The following is a 24,913-nucleotide window of genomic DNA, read 5'->3' as shown; positions in this document are numbered from 1 at the left end:
CCTTAAACATATTTAGTCTTGATTCTTGGATCAACGAAAGTATAAACAAGGTCTACTATCAAGTTAACTATAGAGAAAGTAATAGCCACGAATAGCACACATCCAAGTACCATTGGAGTATCTCTCATTTTTATAGAGTCAACCATTAATCTTCCAATTCCAGGAATTGAAAATATAACTTCTGTCATTAATGCACCAGCCATAAGTTGACCAAAAGAAAGACCAATAACAGTAATTACTGGTATCAAAGCATTTTTAAGTGCATGATGTAAAATTACAACTTTTTCTCTTTGTCCTTTTGCTCTTGCAGTATTTATGAAATCTTGTCTTATTATTTCAAGCATTGACGATCTCGTCATTCTAGTAATAACAGCCACTTGTTGAAGTCCCAATGCCAAACAAGGAAGCACCATATGTGACGGAGTTGAAAATCCGGAAGACGGCAACCAACCAAGTTTAACTGAAAAGAACATAATAAGTAACAGACCAAGCCAAAAAACTGGCATTGATAAACCAATAAGTGCGAATACCATTGTCACATTATCAAAAATTGAATATTGTTTTACTGCCGATATGATACCAATGGGTATTCCAATAATCACCGCCAATAAAATTGAGAAAAATGCAAGCTTTACAGTAGCAGGAGCTCTACTGAAAATTTCTTTTACAACTGGGTTTCTAGTGATATAAGATTGACCCAAATCTCCTTTTGTAACTATATTTTTAATATATCTGCCATATTGAACAAAGAAAGGATCATTTAGTCCCATATCTTCTCGCAATTCTTGAACAGCTTGTTCAGATGCATTAGGACCTAATGCATTTCTTGCAGGATCCCCTGGAGTCAGAAACAATAGTCCGAAAACTATAAAACTAACTCCTAGCATGATAGGTATTAAAAATAAAAATCTTTTTAAAACATATTTTGCCATATAACCACCTTTAAAATATCAAGCAGTTGCAAGGCAACTCCCCCTACAACCGCTCATATAAAAATTATTTTGCTTCAGCTTCGCCTTTAACTATATCTTTTAATGGATACCAACCCATAGCGTTCATTGGGAATCCAGATATATCAGCTCTCGCACCAACAAGTTTTTCTTCATAATAACTTGGAATCCAATACCATTCATCCATTATAATTTTTTGGATGTCAGCATATGCTTGTTTTCTTTCTTCACCTTCAGGTAGAAGTCTAGCTTTATCAAGTAGAGCATCTAGTTCAGGATTTTCAACAAAAGTATAGTTGCCGCCAGGTCCAACTTGTGAAGAATGGAAGTTTGGATATAACATACCATCTGCATCTGGGGCATCTGCTGTCCAACCTAATTGGAATAAATCAGAATTAGCACTTTCAAGTTTTTTCAAATAAGCAGACCATTCAAGAACTTCAATGTTCATTGTAATATTACATTCAGCAAGTTGTTCTTTCATTGCAGTTGCAATATCAATTCTTTCCTTTTTGTCAGAAGTAGCCATTGAAATTTCAATTCCATCAGGATATCCTGCTTCAGCTAGAAGAGCTTTTGCCTTTTCAACATCCCTTGCAGGAAGTGGGAAAGCCTCAGGAATACCATAATTAATTGTACTTGGCATAGGTCCTGTTGCAGTTTCACCCACGCCCATCCATACAGCCTGGATAATTTGATCTAAATCAATACCATATCTAATTGCTTGTCTAACTTTTAAATTGTTAAGAGGTTCTTTAGAAACATTTATACCAATATAGTGAGTTCCTAAAGAGAAGTCTCTAAATAATTGCAACTCATCATTTTCATCAATCTTCTTTAAATCTGTTGGAATAATATCATAAGCTATATCAACTCCACCACTTTCAAGTTCGATTGTCCTATTAGTACCTTCAGGTATAATTCTGAAAATAATAGTATTCATATTACCAGGTTCGCCCCAATAATCTTCGTTCTTTTCAAGCTTGATATTGTCAGCTTTTGCCCAAGAAACGAATTTATATGGACCAGTTCCAACTGGATTCATTTGATAGTCACTTCCACCTTCAGTAACAGCTTTTTCATTTTGAATGAAAGCTCCAGGGTGACAAAGGTTGTGTAAAATTGGAGTGTATGGAGCAAGAAGTTTAAATTCAACAGAATTGCCGTCAACCACTTTTACAGAATCTTTATCAATGACATTAAATAAGTGTTTGATGTTTGGAGAATCAATACATCTTTTTAATGAAAATACAACATCTTCAGGAGTAAGTTCTTCTCCATTGTGAAACTTTACACCTTCTCTGATTTTAAAACGATAAGTAACATCATCAACTTGTTCATAACTTTCAGCAAGAACAGGCACAATTTCGTTATTGTTATCGTGAGTTATAAGACCTTCGTAAATTTGGAAACTTACGTTACTTGAATAAGTATCGTTAGTTTGAGTAGGGTCAAGAGAAACAGCATCAGATACCATAGCAATAGTTAAAGTATCATCAGCGCCGCTCCCTTTACCACCACAAGCTGTTAGTACAAAAGAAAGCACTAAAGCCATGATAATAAGTGTTCTTTTTTTCAAAATAAATCCTCCTATCTTTGTCTCGTGAAAACATTTGTAATAATAATTGTGACATTTACTACAAAATAAAATTTTAAAATAAAAAATTTAAAACACGAAACATTTATTTCTATTGATTATATCAAAACATAGATAAAATTAAAAGAGAGTAGTACATCAGAAACGCTCAATAACCGATAAAATCATGAAATTATTTTCATGTATATAGCACTTTATCAATAATAAAAAATAAAAAGTATAATTTTAAACGATAACTTGGGACTTTAACGTGATATCAGAGATTCCTATATAGTTAAATATATATGAATGAATTTAAAAATATTTTTGGAAATTTTTTAATATTTTTTATAAAATTTCTAAATTAAATGAATTTAAGTAATAGAACATATCAGAAGAATTATCTATTTATTCCTACAGAACTACTCTTTCACAGGTAGATTCTTCGACTCACTACACTTACTCAAAATGACATTTGACGAGATTTGCTTTTTATTTAGGCCCAATTTCTTTATAGTCTTTCAATAAACCACATTTTATAAATAAAAAAATGATGTTGCAGAGTAGAATCATCTATTCTGCAACATCACCCTTTTATTTACATTTAAACTTGTTCTTCCTTTTTCTTCTTTTTGCTCTTTACTTTTTTAAGCCTGAAGAAATCTTCTCTTTCTTTTTCTGCCAATATATCATCAATTTCACGTATTATTCTTTTATGTTTTGGTATTTGTATTTTATCCAGAGCATTTGCTCTCTTAGATGTTTTTTTTATTTCATTGGCTAATCTAAATACTGATGTTTCTATTTCTGCTAATTTATAAATCAAGGGAAGTATTTCTTCCATATTAATATTTGCCCTGTCAAAGTCCGAGTTAGATTTATGCAGTGAATAATCTACAATAGGTTTTCTTTCTTTATATTTGATTTCAGGAAGCTCTAGTCCCATTACTGAACGTGATAATATTTTATAATCTTCTTCTTTTGCTTTCGACTCAGAAATTTCTCTTACTGAAATTGCACCCATAGATATTGTCGCTTCTACAAGACTTTTATAAGATTCTTGAAATTTGTCTTCAATTTCATCTTGTAAATTCTTGGCATTTTTGTTTAAATCCATCATTTCTTTTATTAGGACTGTTCTTTTTTTGTCTAATAAATCATATCCTTTTTCTGCAAGTTCAAGGGCATTTTTAGATGCTATTAGATTTGCTTTTGTAGGAATAACTTTTTTAGCCATTATTCTTCACCTAAATATTTTTGTTTTAATTTTGGATCAATTCTATCAATCATTGTGCTTGGTAAAATTTTAAGCAATTCCCAACCTAAATTAAGTGTATCTTCTATACTTCTGTTTTCATTTTGTTCTTGAGTCAAAAACTTTTTCTCAAATTCTTCGCCAAATTGAAGTAATAATTTGTCATCATCAGAGATGTCATCTTCACCTATTATCTGTGCCAAGGCTCTAGTTTCTTGAACTTTGGAATAAGATGCAAATAGCTGCGATGATAAGTCTGGATGATCTTCTCTTGTATATCCTTCTCCAATTCCATCTTTCATGAGTCTTGATAGTGAAGGCAGGACATCAATTGGCGGATAAACTCCTTTTGATGATAAATCACGTGATACTACTATTTGCCCTTCAGTTATATAGCCTGTTAAGTCTGGTATGGGGTGAGTTATATCGTCATTTGGCATTGTCAAAATAGGAATTAATGTAACAGATCCATCTATTCCTTTAATCATACCTGCTCTTTCATAAAGTGCTGCTAAATCAGAATATAAATGTCCGGGGTATCCCTTTCTTGATGGCACTTCTTCTCTAGAAGATGATACTTCACGCAGTGCTTCGGCATATGCTGTGATATCAGTCATTATTACTAGCACATGTTTGTTTTCATGATATGCTAAATATTCTGCAGCCGTGAGTGCACATTTAGGTGCAATTAACCTTTCCATGATTGGGTCATCGGCAAAATTAATATACATGGCAACTTTGTCAATTACACCAGAATTTTTAAATGATTCCCTAAAGAAGTCTGCTTCGTCATGTTTTACACCAATTGCTGCAAATACTATTGCAAAGTTATCTCCATTTGTATCGGAAATTTTGGCTTGTCTTACTATTTGAGCGGCTACTTCATTATGAGGCAATCCAGAACCAGAAAAAATCGGAAGTTTTTGGCCTCTAATTAATGTCATCAATGCATCAATTGATGATATTCCAGTTTGTATAAAATTTCTCGGATACTCTCTAGAGGCTGGATTAATAGGTCTTCCATTTACATTATAAACTTCTTTAGAATAAATAGCTCCACCTTTGTCTATGGGACTTCCTGTCCCATTAAAAACTCTTCCTAGTATATCTTTTGAAAGAGGAATCTCGAAAGGATGTGCTGAAAATTCGACTTTTCTATTTCTAGTTGACACACCTAAATTATTTCCAAAGACTTGAACTACTGCTTTATCTTCGTCAATTTTTATTACTTGACCAAGCTCTTCTTGTTTTTCGTCATTTGATTTTATTTTTACAACTTCTCCAAAACTCACTTTATGAAGATTTGAAAGTTCAATGAGTGAGCCTTCGATTCTATCTAATGTCAAATATTCTTTTTTCATAAAGCACCTCAATCCTCATAACTTGAAATTAAATGAATATAAAAATCATTGATTTCGTTATTCAAACTTACAAATTTTTTCATGTTGTCGTTTTCGATATTGTATTTCATATTGATTACTTTGGCATATAATTCATTATTTCTTATTTTTGAAATTGGAATTTTTAATTTTAATGCTTCTTTTCCTCTTTCATATAAATGATCTATTGTTTTTAACATTTCGAATTGTTTTTCTAATGGTACAAAAGTATCTATTTCATTAAAAGCATTTTGTTGCAAGAATCCTACTTTTATAACTCTACATATTTCCAAAATCAATCTTTCATGGTCAGGTAACACATCTTCACCAACTAGCATCACAATCTCGTTTAGTTTTGATTCCTGATGTAGTAAATCTAAATATTTACTTCTCAATGCCGGCAAATCTCCATCAAGTCGCATATCGTAATAGTTTTTTAAAAGTGGTATATAACCTGAATATGAATTTATCCAATTTATAGCAGGATAGTGCCTAGAATACGCTAGTTCTTTGTCAAGTGCTAAAAATACATTGACAAATCGTTTTGTATTTTCTGTAACCGGTTCAGAAAAATCTCCTCCAGCTGGCGATACAGCCCCAATTAAAGTTACAGATCCTTCTTCCCCAGATAGTGATTTAACATAACCAGCTCTTTCATAAAATCCAGCAATTCTAGAAGGTAAATATGCAGGATAACCTTCTTCAGCAGGCATTTCTTCCAAACGTCCTGAAATTTCTCTTAAAGCTTCTGCCCATCTAGATGTTGAATCTCCCATTAATGCCACGTCATAGCCCATGTCTCTAAAGTATTCAGCCATAGTGACACCAGTATAAATGGATGCTTCACGAGCTGCTACTGGCATATTAGATGTGTTTGCAATCAAAATTGTCCTATCCATAAGCGGCTTGCCTGTGTTTGGGTCAATAAGTTTAGGAAAATCTTCCAAAACTTCTGTCATCTCATTGCCACGTTCTCCACAACCAATATATATTATGATATCTGCATCACAGTATTTAGCAATTTGATGTTGAGTCATTGTTTTTCCTGTACCAAATCCTCCTGGTATAGCCGTTGTTCCACCTTTAGCTATTGGAAAAAATACGTCAAACACCCTTTGTCCCGTTACAAGTAGTCTATCAATTGGCAATCTTTCATTTACAGGCCTTGGAATTCTAACAGGCCAATTATGATACATTTTTAGTTCATTAATCTTTCCATTTTCATCCCTCAATTTTAAGAGCACAGTTTCAATATTATATTTACCATCATCAACTTTTTCAATTACTTCACCATTGACATCGGGTGGAACTATTAGCTTGTGAGTGATGACTGGCGTTTCAGGAACAGTACCAAAAATTTCGCCAGCATTTAGTTTATCTCCAACTTTTACTGTAAATGTAACATCCCAAAGTTTTTCTTCATCCAAAGATATAAGTCCTATACCTTCCGGCATAAAAGAACCGTGAGTTTCTTTGATTTTCTCAAGAGGTCTTTGTATACCATCAAAAATATTAGCAATCATTCCTGGCCCAAGTTTTACGGAAAGTGGTGCTCCTGTAGGTATTATTTCTTCATCTCTTTTTAATCCCTCGGTCTCTTCATAAACTTGAATAGTACCTAAATCACCATCTATAGATATAACCTCTCCAATGAGCTTTTTCTCTCCAACAAGTACCATTTCTCTAATTTTTAAATCAGACATATTCTTGCCAATTACAACAGGTCCATCTACTGATTTTATACTTGTATTAGCCATTAATATCACCTGTCTCTCTCAACTTATTGTGAAGCATTGCCCCTATTTCATATTTCATATCTTCGACACGATTTTTAAGAGATAGGTCAATATTATAATTTCTGTTAATATCAGATATTATAAAGCCTCCTATGTGATAATCATATAATTCACCTACGATGAGCTCTACCTTTTTTTCATCTGCCACATTTTGTAATGCTTCTACAAGTCTTGGATTTTCATCATTTTTTATAAATAAATATATCGTTTCTTCTTCAATTTCATCTAATATCTGTTCAAAACTATTTTTCTCAAGATTTACATATTCATCAGTTTTAGTGAAGTCTTCTAATTTTTTTAGAAGAGATGTCAAAAGTTTGTCGAGTAGTTTCTCATCTTCTTGAAGAGCCAAAACTCTCTTTTCTTCATTTGCTTTAGCTATCTGTTCATATCCTTGTTTTTCAGCTAATGCAACTCTTCTTTTAATATAATTTTCTCTATCATTTTCTAAAACTTTAATTTTATCTTGAAGAATTTTTTCTGCCTTTTCTTGTTCTTCTTCAATGAGTGCGTCACATTCTTCTTTTTTCTTTAAAAAGACAATTTTGTTAAAAATAGATATTTTATTTTCAAGTAAAATCATTTAATCACCTAGATTGCCTTAATCCCAACAGATTCTTTTACATATTTCAATATAAAGTCATCTTCCATCTTTCCCCCTAGTTCAGGAATAGTGACAACTAGAGGAGTTTTTTGGTTTAATTTAACTTCTATAACTTCATCTTTTATTTTTTCAAAAGAAGACGCAGTTAAGATAATAATGCCAATTTGAGAATCTCTTTTATATTTATCAAAATTCTTCAAAAGCTCTTTTCTATCTTTACAATATACACCCTCAACTCCTGCAAGCCTAAGTCCATTTATTATGTCACTATCTTTTGTCAAAAGAATTGACTTCATTATAATCTACCTAAAATCATAATTGAGATAATTAAACCATAAATAGCAATACCTTCAGCAAGACCTAAATATATCATGGATTTACCTAAAATATTAGGATCTTCAGATACTGCACCAATAGCTGCAGAACCAACATTAGAAACGGCCACACCTGCACCAAGAGAAGCAAGACCTGTTGAAAGACCAGCTGCTAAAAAACCAAGTCCGTTCCCACTAGTAGCACTTCCCGCTGCATTTGCCATTTGAGGCACTAGAGTAATTAATCCAAAAACAAAAGTCGGTGCAAATATAAATAAATTAAGTTTCATCAAAGCACGAGCAAATTTTCTATTTTTATCTGTACCTTTATAAATAAAATAAAAACCTGTAACTATCATCGAAAATACTGTTAAAATCGCAAAAATAATAATTTTCTCCATCTCAATTCCTCCTAATAAATACTATCAGCTTCAAATAAGTTTCCATCACCAGAATAATACTTGCTAAACATTTCATAATATTCAAGTCTAAGTGATTGAATAAACACAATTAAACCTTCAAGTCCAATAATTATAATATTTCCTATAATCAAAACAATTATATTGCCACCAGTAGAACCCAACATTTCACCCAAAGTCTTAAATGCCAAGAAAAGTCCTACGTGGTTTATCGCAAATGCCCCAACTCTTATAAATGAAATAATGCCACTCATTGTTGATAAAAGAGCCTCTAGAAGTCCAAAAGAAGATTCGATATAATAATCCCCAGCACTTCCTTTAATTTTCTTTTTAAATACCATAGATAAAATCGGCCTTTTAAATAGCATGAGTATCAAAGATATTGCTAATACTCCAAGTGAAATACTCATACTTATTGGAGCAGAACTGCCCATTATATTTAGCCCAATATTTATCATTGAAATAAATATTAAGACTCCCAAAAAGCCTTCTTTCCCAAAAAAAGCTTCTTCATATTCTTTATTTTTTATATTGTTGTAAATTCCCACAATATAAGAAATAGACGATAAAATAACACCAAAAAATATCGCAATAACTAAAGTTTGGTTTATATTCTCAAAAGGTCTAAACCATAAAGCTGGTATTAGGCCTTCACTTCCGAACACAGATCCATACATCAGTCCAAAAAACATTGACGATAATCCCATCCTAATTAGAAGACCACCAAAATCTTTGTTTTTCTTTTTTGACAATAAAATTCCGGCAATCGCAAAAATTGCCCCTTGTCCAAGATCGCCAAACATGGAACCAAATAATATCATATAAGTTATTCCAAAAAGTACTGTTGGATCAAACTCATTGTAATTGGGAGTTCCATACATATTAATTAATAGTTCAAATGGCTTAAAAAAATTTGAATTTTTAAGCTTTGTTGGCGTAGACCTCTTGTCTTCGTCAGCATCTCTAGAATCTATATCAAGCTTTTCATATTTAGAAAGCTTATTTTCAAGAGTTTTTATGTCTCTTTCTCCAACCCATCCAGAAGCGTAAAAATAGTGATTTGACCTCAACATATATTTTTTTGCATTTTCGATTTCTTCAAAAGCTAACATATGAGCTAGAGTTTGATAGAGTTCATCACTGCGAGAATTTAGAATATTCTGCTTGTACTCATCATATTCCCAAATACTTCTGCGTAAATTTTCTTCCTCTTCGGACATGTTTTCGAACATATCTTCTGCAGTACCTATTACATTATCTCCCAAAATATCTACATCATTGAAGTTTAAACTCTTCAAAACTCTGTCTATATCTTTTTCAACTTCCTTAGGATAAATTGCCAAGAAAAGTTCTCTATCATCTATTGTTCCAGTATGATAAATTAATGCCAAGATATTGCCATAATTCTTTTTAAGCCTAAATCTAGCATCTTTATCTAAAAATCCAAATCTTGCATTAAAATATTCAAGTTCTGAAATATCTCTCAAATCAATATCAACATTTTTAAACAAATTATAATTTTCTTTTAGTGTTTCTATGAGCTTAATTTTTTTCTTCATCTCATAATATTCAGATATTTTGGTCTTAAAAGTATCATAAAAAGAGTTAATATCTTCATTTAAATTAATATTTTTAAAATACTTATCATCAATTTTTTTAATGTCGAAGAATTTCATAATTTCTTCGGCTTTTTTTACTTCTTGAAAATGCTCTTCATCTTCTTTGAATGGAGCAATATAGTTGAGCTCAATATTTCTCTCAACATTTTCTTCTTTATCAAGACTAAAGACAAACTCATTATTCTTTATAGTAACCTCGGACGAGATAAATTGCATCACACCCATATTTAAAATATCAAGTATAACAGAGTCCATATCCTCTAGACGACCCATTATATTGACAAGTTTCATTTTCTCAATAGCCAAGTTGTTCACTTCCCTTTGCACTATTTATTAAGTGACTTAATTTATCGCTAGATGACAAATTAAATCTAGTACTCTCAAGCAATATTTCAACATCTTTTATCTCTTTTTCTAATAAAATTAAAAATGCCATTAATTTTCCTATACCTCTTGATTTAGCAAATACTTTTTTAGCATTTAATATTTCAAACCTTTCAGCACGTTTAAACATATCAGACCCATTTTTGCCTTCAAATAAAAAAGAATATTTAGTCTTATTAATTTCAGATACAAAATCATCTTCCCTTAAATAAGTAAGACTCAAAAGCTTCTCAGAATTATAACTTCCACCAAAAATGGTGAAATTAAATATTTCTTCTGGTAAAAGATTAAAATATTTCTTTGCTCTATAAATCCAAATAATATTAAGAATATCAATTTTTATACCAAATGTATCCAAAAATTCTTCTCTATCAATTTTAGAAAAAGATTTAGAAATATCAACTAACTTTTGATAGTAATATTTATCCAAATTCATCTCCATATAAAATAAAGTAGAATCATCATCAGAAATATAGTTTTTCAAAATATCATAATAGTCACTACCTCGTAAATTGTTCACAAATTCACTTAACGAATTATTCTTAAAATCAATAGCTTTACCTTTAATCACAAGATTTTCAACAGTTGGAGTTTTACCTATTTTTATGGCTCGCAAAATATACTTTATATTTCTAATTTCACTTTCCAATAAATAACCCTTTAAAAAATCTCTGTACTTAGAAGACAAAAAATGTTCCATTCTTTTAACTTCCCTAATTTGATACTCAAGCAAGTAGCTCTCAGCTTCGTAAATATCTGATAAAATATCTAAATCTTGAAATTTATTCTCTTTTAAATAGGATAAATTTTCTTTCAAAGTATTCATCTTAGACAAATTATAGAAATCATTGTAATCCAAAAAGTTCGAATAAACTTTCGGCAGTTTAGCATTTAAAGCGATTAAATTACCTTGCATTTTTACCTACCAATAGCTCGAAAGCTTCATCAAGGAGTTCAGCCTCGTGGTTTTTGTAAAACTGTTCAATGCCTTTTAGTTTATTTTCATTCTGTTTCCTTAAATTACTAACTTTTTCATTAAATTCGTCAATAACAGCTTGAGATTTCTCTTGACCTATTTTTTTTGCATGTTCAATAGACTCATTTTCCATATCAGTTAACTTCTCTCTCAAATCTGACCTAATTTTTTCAATTTGTCTATCAGTTTGTTCGACAAGTTCTTTGGTTTTTTTATCTATTGCCAATATACTATCAATACCATCTTTCAAATACATCCCCACCTTTATAAAAAATTCCTTGTGCATTAATTATTATATTACTTTTTTATGTATAATCAAGTAATTATCAAGCTCACAAAAAATTTCACCTTCTTATCACATTTTATATGGTGAAATTACAAAAAATATATTTAAAATTTAAATATAAGTTTTTACCAATATATTAGTATATCTTGAATTTACAGTATTTATATTTAGAGAAATTTTATCACTATAGATTTAATAAATACATTCCATAAAAATTTAATAAATATTTAAAAATTAATACTCCCCTATTTACCACTATACCCATTTTCTAGAAATTAACAGTTATTTCCCAAAAGCAGCATAATTTGATACAATAAATGATATTATAATAATAAAAATATCATAATTTCTTTAAGTGAAATACTTTCCACTTTATGGTATACTTTTCTCAGAAGGTGAAACAATGATTCGAAGTTTAATTAAAGCAGCAAATGTTCTAGAAGCATTAAAAGAGAGTGAGCATGAATTGACAATTGCAGAAATTTCTGAAATTGTCGATATACCCCCTAGCACTGCACACAGAATTTTATCAACATTAATTGAAGTTGGATATGCAGAAAAAGACGACAGAACACATTTATATTCACTAGGGGCAGGACTCATTCCCCTAGGCATAAAGGCATCATCATATATTGATCCACAATCAATTTCTAAAGATGTACTTAAAAACTTATCAGATAAAACAAGCGAAGATTCTTTCCTTATAATAAAATCTGGAGATAAAGGATTAGTAATATCTAAAGCAGAAGGCAATCACTCATTAAAAATTGTAGAAAACTTTGGTCTTGAAATAGATTTGCACAAAGGAGCAATTCGAAAAGCGATACTTGCATTCCAAAGCGATGACTATATAGATTATTATTTAAGTAAAAATCTAGAAGATTATTTAGAAGGTGATGTAGATAAGGAAAAATTAAAAGAGGATTTGAGGGAAATTCGCCAAAATCGCTTTTCAATATCAGATTCAGAATATATAACTGAAGCTATAGGAATGGGTGCACCAGTATTTAATTTTAAGAATGAATTAGTTGGTGCGGTGGGTATCGTTGTTCCTAAAGACAGAGTGGATAGATATTCAGAGTCAAAATATGTGCAAGCAGTTAAGAATTGTGGGGTTGAATTTTCAAAGAGTTTAGGATATTCAAAATATTAATAGTTTAGTTGCAAGACTTTAGTTTTGCGACTTTTTTTATTTTTAAAAAAATTCCTATTTATTTATACAGAATTACTCCTAAAGAGGCAGATTCCTCGATTACAGAAAATTCGTAAGAATTTTCTTTCACTCGAAATGACAGTTGGGGGGATTTTAAGTGTTTTCAACTGTCATCTCGACTAAGTGAGTGCAAACGAACGCATAAAGAGTCTTGCATGTGATGGAGAGAATATTTCCCCTCCCATGTCATCCTGAGCGAAAGAAATCTGCCAAGATTTCTGAAGTCGAAGGAGCTGCATGTGGTGGAGAGAATTTGTAATGGTAAAATAGAAAAATAGTAAAGAAGCGTAAGAAAAGACTTTTATTTATTTATACAAAAATGCCAGAGAATTAACTTTCTCCGGCTTCATTATAAATAATTATTTGAAATAAATTAAAATGCTGAATTTCTCAACACTTCTTCTCCATATCCACCTGCTTGTGGTAATGGCATATTTGTAGAATTAGGTGCTCTGAAAATTCTTATTGGTCTTATACCAACTTCTTTTGCTGCCAATACATCATCGTCACTATCTCCATAATGTATTGATACATTGTGTTTTTTAATATAATAAGATTTATCATATTTAAAACCATCTCTTGGAGTATCTGCAGTGTAATCAATTGGATTTACTTTTTCCATATTGAAATAATTCTTTAGATTTTCAGAAGTCTTGTCTAAATATCCTTCGCTATACATACTACCTCTAGTTCTACCTGTTATAAAGAAGATATTATCTCCTCTTTCCATATGCATTTTTATTAGTTCTTTTGTAGAAACTTTAGGTATAGAATGTGCATCTCCTTCTAGTGCTACATAATCCCAAAATTTTTGATCTTTTAGAAAATCAAATTTTCCTGGTGTCAGCACAGTCTTTCCGTATTGAAAATACTGACTAGAAAAAAGTAGAGTATCGTCAATATCAAAACTTACATTGATGGGTCCTACATCTTTTAGCGAATTTTTGATGTCATCTATAGAAACATATCTGACAAAAGCAGCATCACTTTGCACAGTAACTCCTGGCTGTGTATACTTTACCTTAGGTCCTGCAGCAAGTGCAGACATTGGACTTGATAGAGTAACTGCCAATGCTAAAACTGTACTAAACTTCATAATTTTATTTTTTAAATTCATAATTTCACCTCCAAAAACAATATATCACCAGTTAATTATTATGTAAACTATTTTTTACAATTATATTTATTATTTCTTATACTCACCATTATAAAAAAATAGTTTTATAATCTACAATGCAAAAGACCGACTTCAAAATGAAGTCAGTCTTTTTGATTTTTTATTAATTTTTTACTCATTTCCAAATGTCAACATCAGAGTTTCCGGGTGCTTTTTCACTCTTGTGAGTATTTGATGCATCTAGAATATTATAATATGCCCAGTGACTGTCATCTACATCGTTAAATGTTTTTAGTCCACTTATATTGACATTGTTTAGAGAATCTTTTGTTGTCACTCTATTAAACACAGAGTTTAATATTGTAACTGATTCTGCTCTTGTTATATTTGAATTTGGTTTGAAACTTCCGTCTGGATAACCTTTAATATTTTTATTCCCATAAAGTTTATCTACGGCATCTTTAGCCCAATGTTCTTTTGTGTCAGCAAAAGTTGAGTTTTTAGTTGTTCCATCTTTTATATATCCAGAAATCATTTGAGCAAACTCCGCTCTTGTAATCTTTTGATCTGGTTTAAATGTTCCATCAGAGTAACCAGAAATTAAACCTTTATTGACTACAAAGTTTATAGCCTCAGAATACCATCCATCGTTGGCATCACTAAATTTAGTAGTTTTGCTTGTACCAAAATTTGTTCCTCCATTTATTAGAGTAGCAAACATTTGAGCAGCCTCTGCTCTTGTTACATTGGCACTTGGTTTAAAACTTCCATCTGGATATCCAACTATATATCCAAGTTGTGTTTGTGATGCTTTTTTTCTAACTACAAAATCTATTTTTGATACCTTGCCATCTTTATCTTTAGATTCAATAGTAAGTTTTTCACCTGCAACTAAAGCTCTATTTAAATATACAGTAAAGTCTCCAGTTCTTGCTGCATCAATAGTACCAAGCTCTTTATCTGCTGAGAATACTGTTACTGTTTCTCCACCTTTTGTTGTACCTTTAAGCAGTTTTTCACCTTCGTTTGCTTCAGTTACTTTTAAGTCTTTATTTACAACATTTGTATCTTTTTCTACATAAAAACTTAAATCATCTAAATCTCTGTCATAAATTCTTTCATTTAATCTAGTTGAGAAATATCCATCTTTGTCAGTCCTTGTTGAACCTACAAGGCGTGATCCTAGATAAATTTTGATATTTTCAAAAGGATAATTTTTTACATATCCTGATAGTGTGTCTCCTGAAAGTCTAAGGTTGGTTGCATCAATTGATTTTCCATTTTTATCACTTACATCAATTCTTTGACTCTCACCTTTTACTCCATCTTTTTCAGCATAAACATATGCTATTTTGTCAGTATATAGACGAACGTCAAAAGAAAATTCTCCATTACTTCTTGATGTTCCCAGCCTTTTAGTGTCTCTTCCATCATCAAGATAAATAGTTGCATTAGGTTCAGTTGTACCTGATACATTTCTGCCGTCATATTTTAGATTTCTTATTCTCAAGTCACTTTTTGAAGTATTCCAACCTTCTGTCTTAAAGTATATAGAATAAGTTTTAGTAGATTTATCTGCAAATTCAACTGTAATTCTTCTTGTTCCAGATTCTCTATCAAATCTCTCATCACCATAAATTATTTTAGCTCCATCTGGAAGATTTAGATAATCACTTGGTCTTCTGCCTTCACTTACTTCAATAGTACTTGAAGGTGCTTCCCAAGTATCATTGGTTTGAGTACTGACTGCATTACTATTAGAATCTTTATTTTCTGAACTATTTGTAGTTTGAGAGTCAGTATCAGTCGCATTGGTTGTATTAGATGTTGTTGATTGGTCTGACGGTGATTCTGTTGCAGTTACTGCACTTTCTTCATCATTTGCATTAGCAAAAGTTGCCACTGGAGTTGAAGTTGCCAACACTCCTGCTAGCATCATCGCTAAATATTTTTTCGAATATAGTTTCATAATTTATACTCCTCCTAAAACTAAGTTCATCATTAAACTCAAAACTCACATTAGCCAACTACTTAGCTAATTATTATGTATAGTACCCTCCTTTTGTGAAAATAACGTGAAAATTTATAGGAATTAATCAATCTTAACATTTGTGTAATATTTTCTTAACAATTATAAAATAAAAAAATCTGAAAATATCATAATATTAATTACAATATTTTCAGACTTATTTGAATAATATTTAAAACTATTAAAAACTATTATTATCTAAATTAACACTTATAAAATCAGAATTACTTTGGTTAATATTGTGATCAATTACTATTATTGTGGAATTTAACTCTTCTAAATATTTTAAAAGTTTCACTCTGATATTTAAATCTAAATCATTCATCGGCTCATCTAAAAGGTATAAATCTGCTTCTTTATAAAGTGTCCTAATTAAGCAAATTTTTCTAGATTCTCCACCAGATAAATTATTATTTTCATAAGATATATAATGATCTAAATCATATTTAAAATCAAAAATCTCTTTTAAATTATTTATTGAATAAATATCACTTGGTTTAATATTATCATCAAATAATGTGATATTTTCTAGAACCGTTCCATTGAATAAATATTTTTCTTGAGGAATATATTTTATTTTATCAGTAGATAGCTCCACACTCCCTTCATATCTATTAATAAGACCTATAATTATTTTAAATAAGGTACTCTTACCCGAACCATTTTTGCCTTTCAAAATATATTTTAAATTCTTTTTAACTTTTAGATTTAAACCATTAAATAAAGGTTTTTTATCTATTGAGTATATTAAATGTTTAATTTCAATAATATTCGAATTAACTCTAAATTTCTTTCTAACCTTACTATTAAATAAATTTAATTGAATCTCTTCTAATTTATCAAAATATACCCTTGCTCCTCTTATTTCTAATAATTCGTCAACGAGGTTCATACTGTACTGAGCAATATATTCGCAATATAATTGTGCAGCTGCAAATTCTCCAATTGTAATTATTCCTTTATATGAAAATATTAATCCAAAAATAAAAGCCAAAAGCATTTGAATGTATAAAGAAGATCCCGATACAATTTGAATCAGAGACTGGTACTTATCCAAATTATAATTTGACTCTTGCATATTTTCTAAAGACTTAAAATAAATATTTTCTATATTTTTATTATCTCTATAATTAATTAATTCTGCCGCACAAAAAAGTTGGTCACTTGTTGATAAGTACTTACCTCTTTTTATAGATAAGTCTTTATTATAAAATTTTAAGTTTTTTCCTACATATCTTGGAATCATAAATACTAAAATTAAGCTACCCATGATAACTATAGCCATTCTTACTGAAATACTAATTAAAATAAAAGTACTTATTATTAGCATCACAATACTATTAACAAAATAAATCAAATTTTCATAATATGCTCTATAGATTTCATTGACATCATTTACTAAGAAAGACGTTTCTTTATCTTCATCTTTTTTATTGGGTGAATAATCTTTTTTAAAAATCCCAAAAAAGCATCACGCCTAATGTTTGAACAAATGATTTTTTTGAATTTTGCCTTTACTATCTTATTAAAATAATATGTAAGATCCATTAGTATAACGCTAATAACTAAGACAATACATATAATAAATACTTTATTCATAGTCAAAGAATTAAAATTATCAATAGAGTAACTGATTAAATATGGATAAAACGTCTTAAAGACCACTGTTAATAGTGCTATAATATTTGAAATTATAAACTCTTTTATACCAAATTTAAGATATTATATACTAATATCTTTTTTTAATTTTTCCATCCTTTAAAATACTCCCTTGCTGTAAAATATTAATTAATCCGTGTATTTCTTGAGATAATAAATATTCCCGACAAATGTCTTTGCTATTGAAATAATTATCATATTTACATCCCCCATTACACATTGTTAAATATTTACACGAAAAACAATTTTCTCTATGGGAATTTTCTATAATTTTAATATTTTTTTTAAAAAACAAATTAGGATCTTTTTTAAAATCTTGAAATGTCGATAACAAAAATTTATTATTGCCTACAGCACTAACACATTTATATATAGAAATGTCAGATGAAATAATAAAAGATTTCTCAGTAGAATTTAAGCATTGGCAGGAGTAAAATGGAGATGTAATTGTACCCCCATTTTTTAAAATATATTCCATAATACTATAATATTCACTTACATTAAATTCATTATTAATTAACCCAAAAGATTTTTTAGAATTAATAGGTTTACATACTTTTCCTACATTAAAGCTAATTTTATAAAAATAATCATAAAAATTATTCTTCAAATATTTAAACAAATCTTGGTAAAAATTTTTATTGTCCTCATCTATAATAGTGTTTATAACTATATCCGCAGAAGTATCCGAACACAACGTTCTTAACCCTTCAATTGTTTTTTTAAATGAAGATTTCAAATGCATCGGTCTTCGATGGTTATGTATTTCTTCAGGTCCATCTAAGGTAATTCTTACTTCTGATACATTGTATTCATTAATGTAATCTGTTACTTGTTTATCAATTAGTGTTCCATTCGTTGTAATAGAAAAATCAATAACTTTATCAAAAAAAGTATCAGTTAAATACTCAGAAATTTGTTTGATATAATTAATATTTAATAATGGTTCACCTCCAAATAATACAAAATCAAGCACATCAAAATCATCATAATACAAATTTATAAAGTCTTTATAGAATAATAACCTTTCCATATAATTTTTACTTTGACTTGATTCAATACCATTTTCAAAACAATATGTACAATTTAAATTACAGTTGAAACTGTAAATATCATAGATTGATAAAATTCTGTTATATTTAATCCTATCTGAATAATATCTCGAATAAGCATAGGATGTAGTATCATTTGTAAAAACTTCCATTTCTTTTAATTCATTTATCTGGCCAGGAGTTAGATTATTAATAAATTCATTTTCATTTAGACCATATGTATTGTACTCCATCATAGCAAAAGAATGTGGATTAAAAAGAAAAATTTTATTATTAATTTTTTTTATAAAACAATTATTTTTGTAAAGCATATTTATAGAGGAGATAGAATCTCCTCTACCTCATTATCTTTGTCAATGTGTAATACATCTTTCTCTTTGTTCTTTCAACTTCTTTGACAGTTTAATTGTTATAATACTTTTATTGATTAGTTTCATAAAATCCCCCTTTTAAATTATAACTTTTAAATTTAATCTATCCTATCTTCCCTATTTTCATAATATATATATATATATATATATTAACTCGATAAGTCAATACTTATTTATTAGATTAAACTAAAATAAATAATTTATTTTTTGGAAACAGTCAAAGCACCTGCTATAGCGTCAACCTCTATAACATCATCATCTACAATATTCCCTTTTATTATCATTTTAGAAAGGTCTGTTTCTAAACTGTGACCAATAAATCTTTTTACAGGTCTTGCTCCATATTGTGCATTAAATGAAGATTGAAGTATAAAGTCTAGTGCAGATTCTGTAATCTCAATTTTAATATTTCTATCTTGAAGCTTTTCTTCAACTTCTTTGACACTTTGTTTGATAATTTCATAGATTTCTTTTTTGCCAAGTGGTTTAAATAGAACTGTCTCATCAACTCTATTTAAAAATTCTGGTCTGAACTTTGATCTTAAATCTGCAAGCACTGCTTCACGTGCAGATTCAAGTATATCACCATTTTCATTGATGCCATCTATCAAATAATGCGAACCAATATTTGAAGTCATAATAATAACTGTATTTTTAAAATCAACTGTCCTACCTTGATTGTCCGTCAAACGACCATCATCAAGAACTTGAAGTAAAATATTAAATACATCTCCATGAGCCTTTTCGATTTCATCAAATAATATTACACTGTAAGGCTTTCTTCTAACTGCTTCTGTCAACTGACCGCCTTCATCATAACCTACATATCCTGGAGGAGAACCTACAAGTCTTGAAACAGAGTGTTTTTCCATATACTCGGACATATCAATTCTTATCATATTTCTCTCATCATCGAAAAGTGCTTCAGTAAGAGCCTTTGCAGTTTCAGTTTTACCAACTCCTGTTGGCCCCAAAAATATAAATGAACCTATCGGTTTGTTTTTATCCTTAAGTCCAGCTCTGGCCCTTATTACTGCATCCGAAACTACTTCTATAGCTTCATCTTGCCCTATAACTCTCTTGTGGAGAATGTCTTCAAGACTTAAAAGTTTATCTCTTTCACTTTCATTTAACTTTTCAACTGGTATTCCAGTCCAGCGACTTACTACATGAGCAATTTCATCTTCAGTAACTTCTTCTTTGACCATTGAAGACTCATCTTTTACACCTGCTTCCTTCGCTGCCAGTTCTTCTTGCAATTTAGGAAGAATTCCATATTTAAGTTCAGAAAGTTTTTCAAGATTATAATTTCTTTCAGCTTCTTCTATTTGATGATTTACATCTTCAATTTGCTCTTTGATGTCTTTTAAAGAGTCTAGACCCTTTTTTTCAGTTTCCCATTTTGATTTTAATCTATCAAATTCGGCTTTTTCTTCAGATAATTCTTGACCTAGTTTTTCAAGTCTATCTTTACTTGCTTTATCAGTTTCTTTTTTTAGTGCTTCATTTTCAATTTCAAGTTGCAAAATTTTTCTTCTTACTTCGTCAATTTCAGTAGGCATAGAATCAATTTCTGTTCTAAGCATAGCACAGCTTTCATCCATCAAGTCGATTGCTTTATCTGGCAAAAATCTATCAGATATATATCTATCAGAAAGAGTGGCCGCCGCAATTACTGCAGAGTCAGAAATTCTAATTCCGTGATAAATTTCGTATTTACCTTTTAGTCCACGAAGAATTGCTATAGTATCCTCTACAGTTGGTTCATTTACTAACACTTTTTGAAATCTTCTTTCTAATGCAGGGTCTTTTTCGATATACTTTCTATATTCATCTAAAGTTGTTGCACCAATAGCATGAAGCTCGCCACGAGCAAGCATGGGTTTTAATAAGTTTGAAGCATCCATTGCTCCATCGGTCTTGCCTGCACCAACTATATTGTGAATTTCATCTATAAATAGTATAATGTCGCCTTCTGATTTTTTGATTTCATTTAAAACCGCTTTTAGTCTCTCTTCAAATTCGCCTCTGTATTTAGCACCAGCAACTAAAGCACCCATATCAAGGGAGAATACAGTTTTATTTTTAAGACCTTCAGGCACATCCTCAGAAACAATTCTCTGTGCAAGTCCACCAGCGATTGCAGTTTTACCAACCCCAGGAGGTCCTATAAGCACTGGATTGTTTTTAGTTCTTCTTGACAAAATCCTGATTACATTTCGCACTTCTTCGTCACGACCAATTACAGGATCGAGTTTACCATCTCTGGCTAGTTCTGTTAAATCTTCGCCATATTTTTTAAGTGCATCATATGTTCCTTCTGGATTATCTGTTGTTACATGTTGATTCCCACGTATTTTTTGCAATGCAGCTAAAAAAGAATCCATATCTATATTAAATCTATTAAATACTGATGATGAATCTGTTCCTTTAGTTGAGATGATACCTAAATATATATGTTCAACAGAAAGATAATCATCACCAAGTTTTTCTTTAAATTCTTCAGCTTTTTGAAAAACTTTCCTATAAGACTCGTCAGCATATACTTGTGAGCCAGATTGTTTAGGTAGTCTTTCAATAACTTTTAATACATCAGCTTTAATCATCTCTGGATTTTTATCCATATAGGTTAAAACCCTTGGTATAAGCCCTTCGTTGTCATTTAAAAGTGCATAATTTATGTGGATTTCTTTAACCTCTGGGTTACCGTACTCTTTGGCAGCATTATATGCACCTTGCACTGCCTCTAGTGATTTTTGAGTAAATTTTTCAAAATTCATATTAACACCTCTTTAATTTGAGCTTTCAAGCTCCTTATAAAGTTCAATTTGTTTTTCGCTTAATTTAGTAGGATTTACAATATTAAATTTAATATATAAATCACCCACATTATTTTTCAAATCTTTAAAACCTCTTGAAGCAAGTCTCATCTTGTTGCCACCAACAAAATTTTGTGGAATTTTAAGCTTTAACTTGCCATCAAGAGCATCCACAGTTTTTGTGCCACCAAGTACCGCAGTCCAAGGATAGATATTTTCAGTAATTTCAATATCGAGTCCGTCAAGAGTCATATTTTTTTCATCTCTAATATTAATCTTAAACATAATATCTCCAGGTAATCCATATTTTTGACCTTTAACTCTTATCTTCTTACCACGAGTGATGCCACTAGGTATTTTTACATCGATATCAAAAACTTCGCTTCCATAACTTAAACTGACATTTTTCTCTGTACCCGAATAGGCTTCTTTAATAGAAATTGTAAGCTCGGATTCAAATTTACTTTTATTTTGACGTGACTTTGTTCTGCCACCTGTTCCAGAAAAACCACCGAAGATATCATCAATATTAAATCCTCCGCCTCCCCTTCTCGAAGAACCAAATATAGTTTCAAAAAAGTCAGAAAAATCTGTGCCGCTTCCTCCTGTCGAGTAAGTATAACCGTACTGAGAAGGATCAAAGTCGTATCCTGCACTAAAATCATAATTAGAACCAAAAGTATCATATTTTTTTCTTTTGTCTTTATCAGAGAGGACTTCATATGCTTCGGAAATTTCCTTGAATTTTTCGCTCGCTGCATCATCACCTTTATTTAAATCAGGATGATATTTTTTAGCGAGTTTTCTATAGGCACTCTTAATCTCCTTTTCTTCGGCGTCTTTTTTCACGCCCAAGATTTCGTAATAATCTTTATATTTCAAACAACTTCCTCCTCACGATTATTTTAATCAAAGTTTAAATCTTCTTTGACATTCTTTGACTATCATTATTATACATTATGTTTAGCACTCTTGCAAGTCTTCTGCTAATAATTTATGAAATAAATTTAAATTCTATCTAAAACAATGATACCTCATTTTAAAAAATATATTCTTAGAAAATAAAATAAATATTTTTTTAATTTTTTACAATTTTTTTATCATAATTTGATAATATATTGATAAAAAGGCTTAACAAAGCGAAAACTTGAGAAAAAATTTTATTTTATAAAAACTTGTTTTTATTGTTTTATTATGCTAAAATAGTAACAGATTATTTAATACACTTTTTTTAATTAATTTCCTTTTGTAAAACCGGGTCGAGCGACTCGGTTTTTCTATTGTAAACTTTTACTCAAGCAAAAAACCTGGTTGAAATACTTCAATCAGGTTTATAAATATAATTAGTAAAATTTTAAAAATTATAAATTAAGAAATAGTAAATGCGAATATTAATTAGTACATCCACGTCAATGCTATTTTATAAGTCAACGTGAAAGCTATTTTATAAGTCAACGTGAATGCTATTTTATAAGTCTATACCTATCTCTTTCCAGAACTTTTCTAAATGCTGCCATATTATATACTTTAGAAACTAATAGTATAGAAATTAGTTTATCTGCATAGTCTGTAATTAATTGTATTATAAAAACTATCACAAAATCGCTCAAATCAAGTATTGCTCTCAAAAACTGAACAATATAGCTAGATCCAGCAGTCGTTACTGTGCCAAATAAATAAGTTGCAATAAATGCAGAGGATATTGCTGCAGGAACTGACATTATTAAAGTTCGATATAATTTTTTGTAGGAGTTTTTCTCTTTTAATGACTTTACATACCCTGCTATAAAACCTACTATCAATTGAGTTGGCATAAAATAAAGTGCTATCGGATCTCCAATTGTGTTTACAAATGCTGTTAATACTCCTGTAATCAAACCAAAAATGGGTCCAAAGGCAAAGCCCGCCATTATCGTTCCAATAGAATCTAGATAAACAGGAAGCTTTAAAATAAGTGCTATCCATGAGCCAACAAGGTTAATTGCTATACACATAGCTAATATTGTAATTTTTCTAGAATTTACTTTCATAATAATGCCTCCAATAATTCACAATCGACCTCTTTTTGAGTAATTATTTCTAAAAATTCTTTCCATACCGAATTTAATTTTATATCAGTATATAAAATAATATTTGTTTCTTTCTTGAGAAAATCTTTCTCATCTACCATTAGCATGCCACGTGCTGGTCCATCTAATATTACATCTGCGTGATATTTATTTTTAGTAAATAGTTCTGGATATTTTTCTGCCATTATAACAAGAGGATCATTAATTACAGAACCAATAATATTTTCATAAGAATAATGAAAATCCATATAAAAGTTAGTAATATCTTGTATGAAATTTGCAATTTTTGAATTCATCCTTTTCATAAGTGCAATAATATTTGGAGTGAGCACAAATTTTCTTGTGACATCTAAAGGCACGATTTCAATAGGATTTGGTGCATTTTGAATGACATAATCTGCCGCATCAGAATCAACATAATAGTTAAATTCAGCAACAGGACTCATATTACCGAAGGATTTAAAATTTCCTCCCATAGATATTATTCTTGCATTTTCAAAAGCTGTTTTGTCCTTTTTCATTGCTCTGGCTATGTTCGTTAAAGGCCCCAATGCAAAAATAGTTACCTCGTCTTCTTTTAAACTATCAAGAATAAAGTCAACTGCATTATCATTTACATCAATTTTGTCGTATTCAAGATAAGTTTCTCCTAGTCCATCTTCACCATGAGTATCTTCTGCATTAATTAAATCTTTTACAAGTGGGGTTGGAATTGATTTGTAGATATTAAAATCTTTTTCTAAAAATTTGGAAAGCCTGAGTACATTTTTTACACATTTATCAATACATACATTGCCTGAAACCAATGTAATACCTAAAATATCATAATCTTTAACTGCACTAGCAAGCATTATTGCAATAGAATCATCTATGCCTGGATCGGCATCTATTATAATTTTTTTCATAAAAAAACCTCCATTGAATTTGGAGAACTGATTAGTTTTTTATACTTGGAGTTCTCGAACAAGTAATAATAATTATATAGTATTTTTTCTCATTAGACAAGATAAGTCATATTTTGTATAA

At 30.1% G+C, this 24,913-nt stretch carries 20 protein-coding genes; 1 reads left to right on the top strand and 19 read right to left on the bottom strand.

The window, feature by feature from the left end; genetic code table 11:
* Positions 1-2: 2 nt before the first annotated feature.
* From nikB to ABID14_RS04185, 11 genes are all read right to left on the bottom strand, one after another.
* The gene (gene nikB, locus ABID14_RS04235; RefSeq protein WP_354367466.1) at positions 3-932 is read right to left on the bottom strand and encodes a nickel ABC transporter permease; all 930 of its coding nucleotides are present in this window, start codon (positions 930-932) and stop codon (positions 3-5) included.
* A gap of 64 nt (positions 933-996) precedes the next feature.
* Positions 997-2,529: an ABC transporter substrate-binding protein gene (locus ABID14_RS04230; protein WP_354367464.1), complete on the bottom strand. Its 1,533-nt coding sequence runs from the start codon at positions 2,527-2,529 to the stop codon at positions 997-999.
* A gap of 601 nt (positions 2,530-3,130) precedes the next feature.
* Positions 3,131-3,763: a V-type ATP synthase subunit D gene (locus ABID14_RS04225; RefSeq protein ID WP_354367462.1), complete on the bottom strand. Its 633-nt coding sequence runs from the start codon at positions 3,761-3,763 to the stop codon at positions 3,131-3,133.
* Entirely contained in the window at positions 3,763-5,142 is a 1,380-nt protein-coding gene (locus ABID14_RS04220; RefSeq protein ID WP_354367460.1) for a V-type ATP synthase subunit B, read from the bottom strand. Before ABID14_RS04220 ends, ABID14_RS04225 begins: the two co-directional genes overlap by 1 nt.
* Positions 5,143-5,150: 8 nt before the next feature.
* The gene (locus ABID14_RS04215; protein WP_354367458.1) at positions 5,151-6,917 is read right to left on the bottom strand and encodes a V-type ATP synthase subunit A; all 1,767 of its coding nucleotides are present in this window, start codon (positions 6,915-6,917) and stop codon (positions 5,151-5,153) included.
* Positions 6,910-7,539 (bottom strand): hypothetical protein, encoded by a 630-nt coding sequence (locus ABID14_RS04210; RefSeq protein ID WP_354367456.1) that lies wholly within the window; start codon positions 7,537-7,539, stop codon positions 6,910-6,912. Before ABID14_RS04210 ends, ABID14_RS04215 begins: the two co-directional genes overlap by 8 nt.
* An 8-nt stretch (positions 7,540-7,547) precedes the next feature.
* On the bottom strand, positions 7,548-7,856 hold the full coding sequence (locus tag ABID14_RS04205; RefSeq protein ID WP_354367454.1) for a V-type ATP synthase subunit F: 309 nt from the start codon (positions 7,854-7,856) through the stop codon (positions 7,548-7,550).
* The gene (locus tag ABID14_RS04200) at positions 7,856-8,275 is read right to left on the bottom strand and encodes an ATP synthase subunit C (protein ID WP_354367452.1); all 420 of its coding nucleotides are present in this window, start codon (positions 8,273-8,275) and stop codon (positions 7,856-7,858) included. The genes ABID14_RS04205 and ABID14_RS04200 overlap by 1 nt, the downstream gene beginning before the upstream one ends.
* Positions 8,276-8,286: 11 nt before the next feature.
* A complete protein-coding gene (locus tag ABID14_RS04195) occupies positions 8,287-10,227 on the bottom strand; it encodes a V-type ATP synthase subunit I (protein WP_354367450.1) in 1,941 nt (646 codons plus the stop codon).
* The gene (locus tag ABID14_RS04190) at positions 10,208-11,212 is read right to left on the bottom strand and encodes a V-type ATPase subunit (protein WP_354367448.1); all 1,005 of its coding nucleotides are present in this window, start codon (positions 11,210-11,212) and stop codon (positions 10,208-10,210) included. Before ABID14_RS04190 ends, ABID14_RS04195 begins: the two co-directional genes overlap by 20 nt.
* Complete coding sequence (locus ABID14_RS04185; RefSeq protein WP_354367446.1) at positions 11,202-11,522, bottom strand: hypothetical protein; 321 nt, start codon at positions 11,520-11,522, stop codon at positions 11,202-11,204. Before ABID14_RS04185 ends, ABID14_RS04190 begins: the two co-directional genes overlap by 11 nt.
* Positions 11,523-11,961: 439 nt before the next feature.
* Here ABID14_RS04185 and ABID14_RS04180 point away from each other — a divergent pair, with 439 nt between their 5' ends.
* On the top strand, positions 11,962-12,711 hold the full coding sequence (locus tag ABID14_RS04180) for an IclR family transcriptional regulator (RefSeq protein WP_354367444.1): 750 nt from the start codon (positions 11,962-11,964) through the stop codon (positions 12,709-12,711).
* Positions 12,712-13,144: 433 nt separating this feature from the next.
* On the opposite strand, the gene aphA is transcribed toward ABID14_RS04180, so the two are convergent.
* The 8 genes from aphA to ABID14_RS04140 form a co-directional block, all read right to left on the bottom strand.
* The gene (gene aphA / locus ABID14_RS04175) at positions 13,145-13,888 is read right to left on the bottom strand and encodes an acid phosphatase AphA (protein WP_354367442.1); all 744 of its coding nucleotides are present in this window, start codon (positions 13,886-13,888) and stop codon (positions 13,145-13,147) included.
* A 175-nt stretch (positions 13,889-14,063) separates the two neighbouring features.
* Positions 14,064-15,857, bottom strand: a complete 1,794-nt coding sequence (locus ABID14_RS04170; protein ID WP_354367440.1) for an S-layer homology domain-containing protein — start codon at positions 15,855-15,857, stop codon at positions 14,064-14,066.
* Positions 15,858-16,098: 241 nt separating this feature from the next.
* A complete protein-coding gene (locus tag ABID14_RS04165) occupies positions 16,099-17,376 on the bottom strand; it encodes an ATP-binding cassette domain-containing protein (RefSeq protein WP_354367521.1) in 1,278 nt (425 codons plus the stop codon).
* A gap of 270 nt (positions 17,377-17,646) precedes the next feature.
* Positions 17,647-18,864: a radical SAM/SPASM domain-containing protein gene (locus ABID14_RS04160; protein ID WP_354367438.1), complete on the bottom strand. Its 1,218-nt coding sequence runs from the start codon at positions 18,862-18,864 to the stop codon at positions 17,647-17,649.
* A 335-nt stretch (positions 18,865-19,199) separates the two neighbouring features.
* Entirely contained in the window at positions 19,200-21,779 is a 2,580-nt protein-coding gene (gene clpB / locus ABID14_RS04155) for an ATP-dependent chaperone ClpB (RefSeq protein ID WP_354367436.1), read from the bottom strand.
* A 12-nt stretch (positions 21,780-21,791) separates the two neighbouring features.
* The gene (locus ABID14_RS04150; RefSeq protein ID WP_354367434.1) at positions 21,792-22,700 is read right to left on the bottom strand and encodes a DnaJ C-terminal domain-containing protein; all 909 of its coding nucleotides are present in this window, start codon (positions 22,698-22,700) and stop codon (positions 21,792-21,794) included.
* A 581-nt stretch (positions 22,701-23,281) separates the two neighbouring features.
* On the bottom strand, positions 23,282-23,848 hold the full coding sequence (locus tag ABID14_RS04145; RefSeq protein ID WP_354367432.1) for an ECF transporter S component: 567 nt from the start codon (positions 23,846-23,848) through the stop codon (positions 23,282-23,284).
* Positions 23,845-24,792, bottom strand: coding sequence for a nucleoside hydrolase (locus ABID14_RS04140; protein ID WP_354367430.1), 948 nt, complete (start codon positions 24,790-24,792; stop codon positions 23,845-23,847). The genes ABID14_RS04145 and ABID14_RS04140 overlap by 4 nt, the downstream gene beginning before the upstream one ends.
* Positions 24,793-24,913: the final 121 nt, after the last annotated feature.

Source organism: Peptoniphilus olsenii (assembly GCF_040545475.1).
Taxonomy (GTDB): Bacteria; Bacillota; Clostridia; order Tissierellales; family Peptoniphilaceae; genus Peptoniphilus_A; species Peptoniphilus_A olsenii.
The sequence above is the reverse complement of the archived record's forward strand: the minus strand, read 5'-3'. Positions and strand labels throughout refer to the sequence as shown.

Excerpts from the sequence above, each read along its gene's own strand:
- nikB (WP_354367466.1), bottom strand. The coding sequence starts at position 932 with ATGGCAAAATATGTTTTAAAAAGATTTTTATTTTTAATACCTATCATG.
- ABID14_RS04225 (WP_354367462.1), bottom strand. The coding sequence starts at position 3,763 with ATGGCTAAAAAAGTTATTCCTACAAAAGCAAATCTAATAGCATCTAAA.
- ABID14_RS04220 (WP_354367460.1), bottom strand. The coding sequence starts at position 5,142 with ATGAAAAAAGAATATTTGACATTAGATAGAATCGAAGGCTCACTCATT.
- ABID14_RS04215 (WP_354367458.1), bottom strand. The coding sequence starts at position 6,917 with ATGGCTAATACAAGTATAAAATCAGTAGATGGACCTGTTGTAATTGGC.
- ABID14_RS04210 (WP_354367456.1), bottom strand. The coding sequence starts at position 7,539 with ATGATTTTACTTGAAAATAAAATATCTATTTTTAACAAAATTGTCTTT.
- ABID14_RS04205 (WP_354367454.1), bottom strand. The coding sequence starts at position 7,856 with ATGAAGTCAATTCTTTTGACAAAAGATAGTGACATAATAAATGGACTT.
- ABID14_RS04200 (WP_354367452.1), bottom strand. The coding sequence starts at position 8,275 with ATGGAGAAAATTATTATTTTTGCGATTTTAACAGTATTTTCGATGATA.
- ABID14_RS04190 (WP_354367448.1), bottom strand. The coding sequence starts at position 11,212 with ATGCAAGGTAATTTAATCGCTTTAAATGCTAAACTGCCGAAAGTTTAT.
- ABID14_RS04180 (WP_354367444.1), top strand. The coding sequence starts at position 11,962 with ATGATTCGAAGTTTAATTAAAGCAGCAAATGTTCTAGAAGCATTAAAA.
- aphA (WP_354367442.1), bottom strand. The coding sequence starts at position 13,888 with ATGAATTTAAAAAATAAAATTATGAAGTTTAGTACAGTTTTAGCATTG.
- ABID14_RS04170 (WP_354367440.1), bottom strand. The coding sequence starts at position 15,857 with ATGAAACTATATTCGAAAAAATATTTAGCGATGATGCTAGCAGGAGTG.
- ABID14_RS04160 (WP_354367438.1), bottom strand. The coding sequence starts at position 18,864 with ATGATGGAGTACAATACATATGGTCTAAATGAAAATGAATTTATTAAT.
- clpB (WP_354367436.1), bottom strand. The coding sequence starts at position 21,779 with ATGAATTTTGAAAAATTTACTCAAAAATCACTAGAGGCAGTGCAAGGT.
- ABID14_RS04145 (WP_354367432.1), bottom strand. The coding sequence starts at position 23,848 with ATGAAAGTAAATTCTAGAAAAATTACAATATTAGCTATGTGTATAGCA.
- ABID14_RS04140 (WP_354367430.1), bottom strand. The coding sequence starts at position 24,792 with ATGAAAAAAATTATAATAGATGCCGATCCAGGCATAGATGATTCTATT.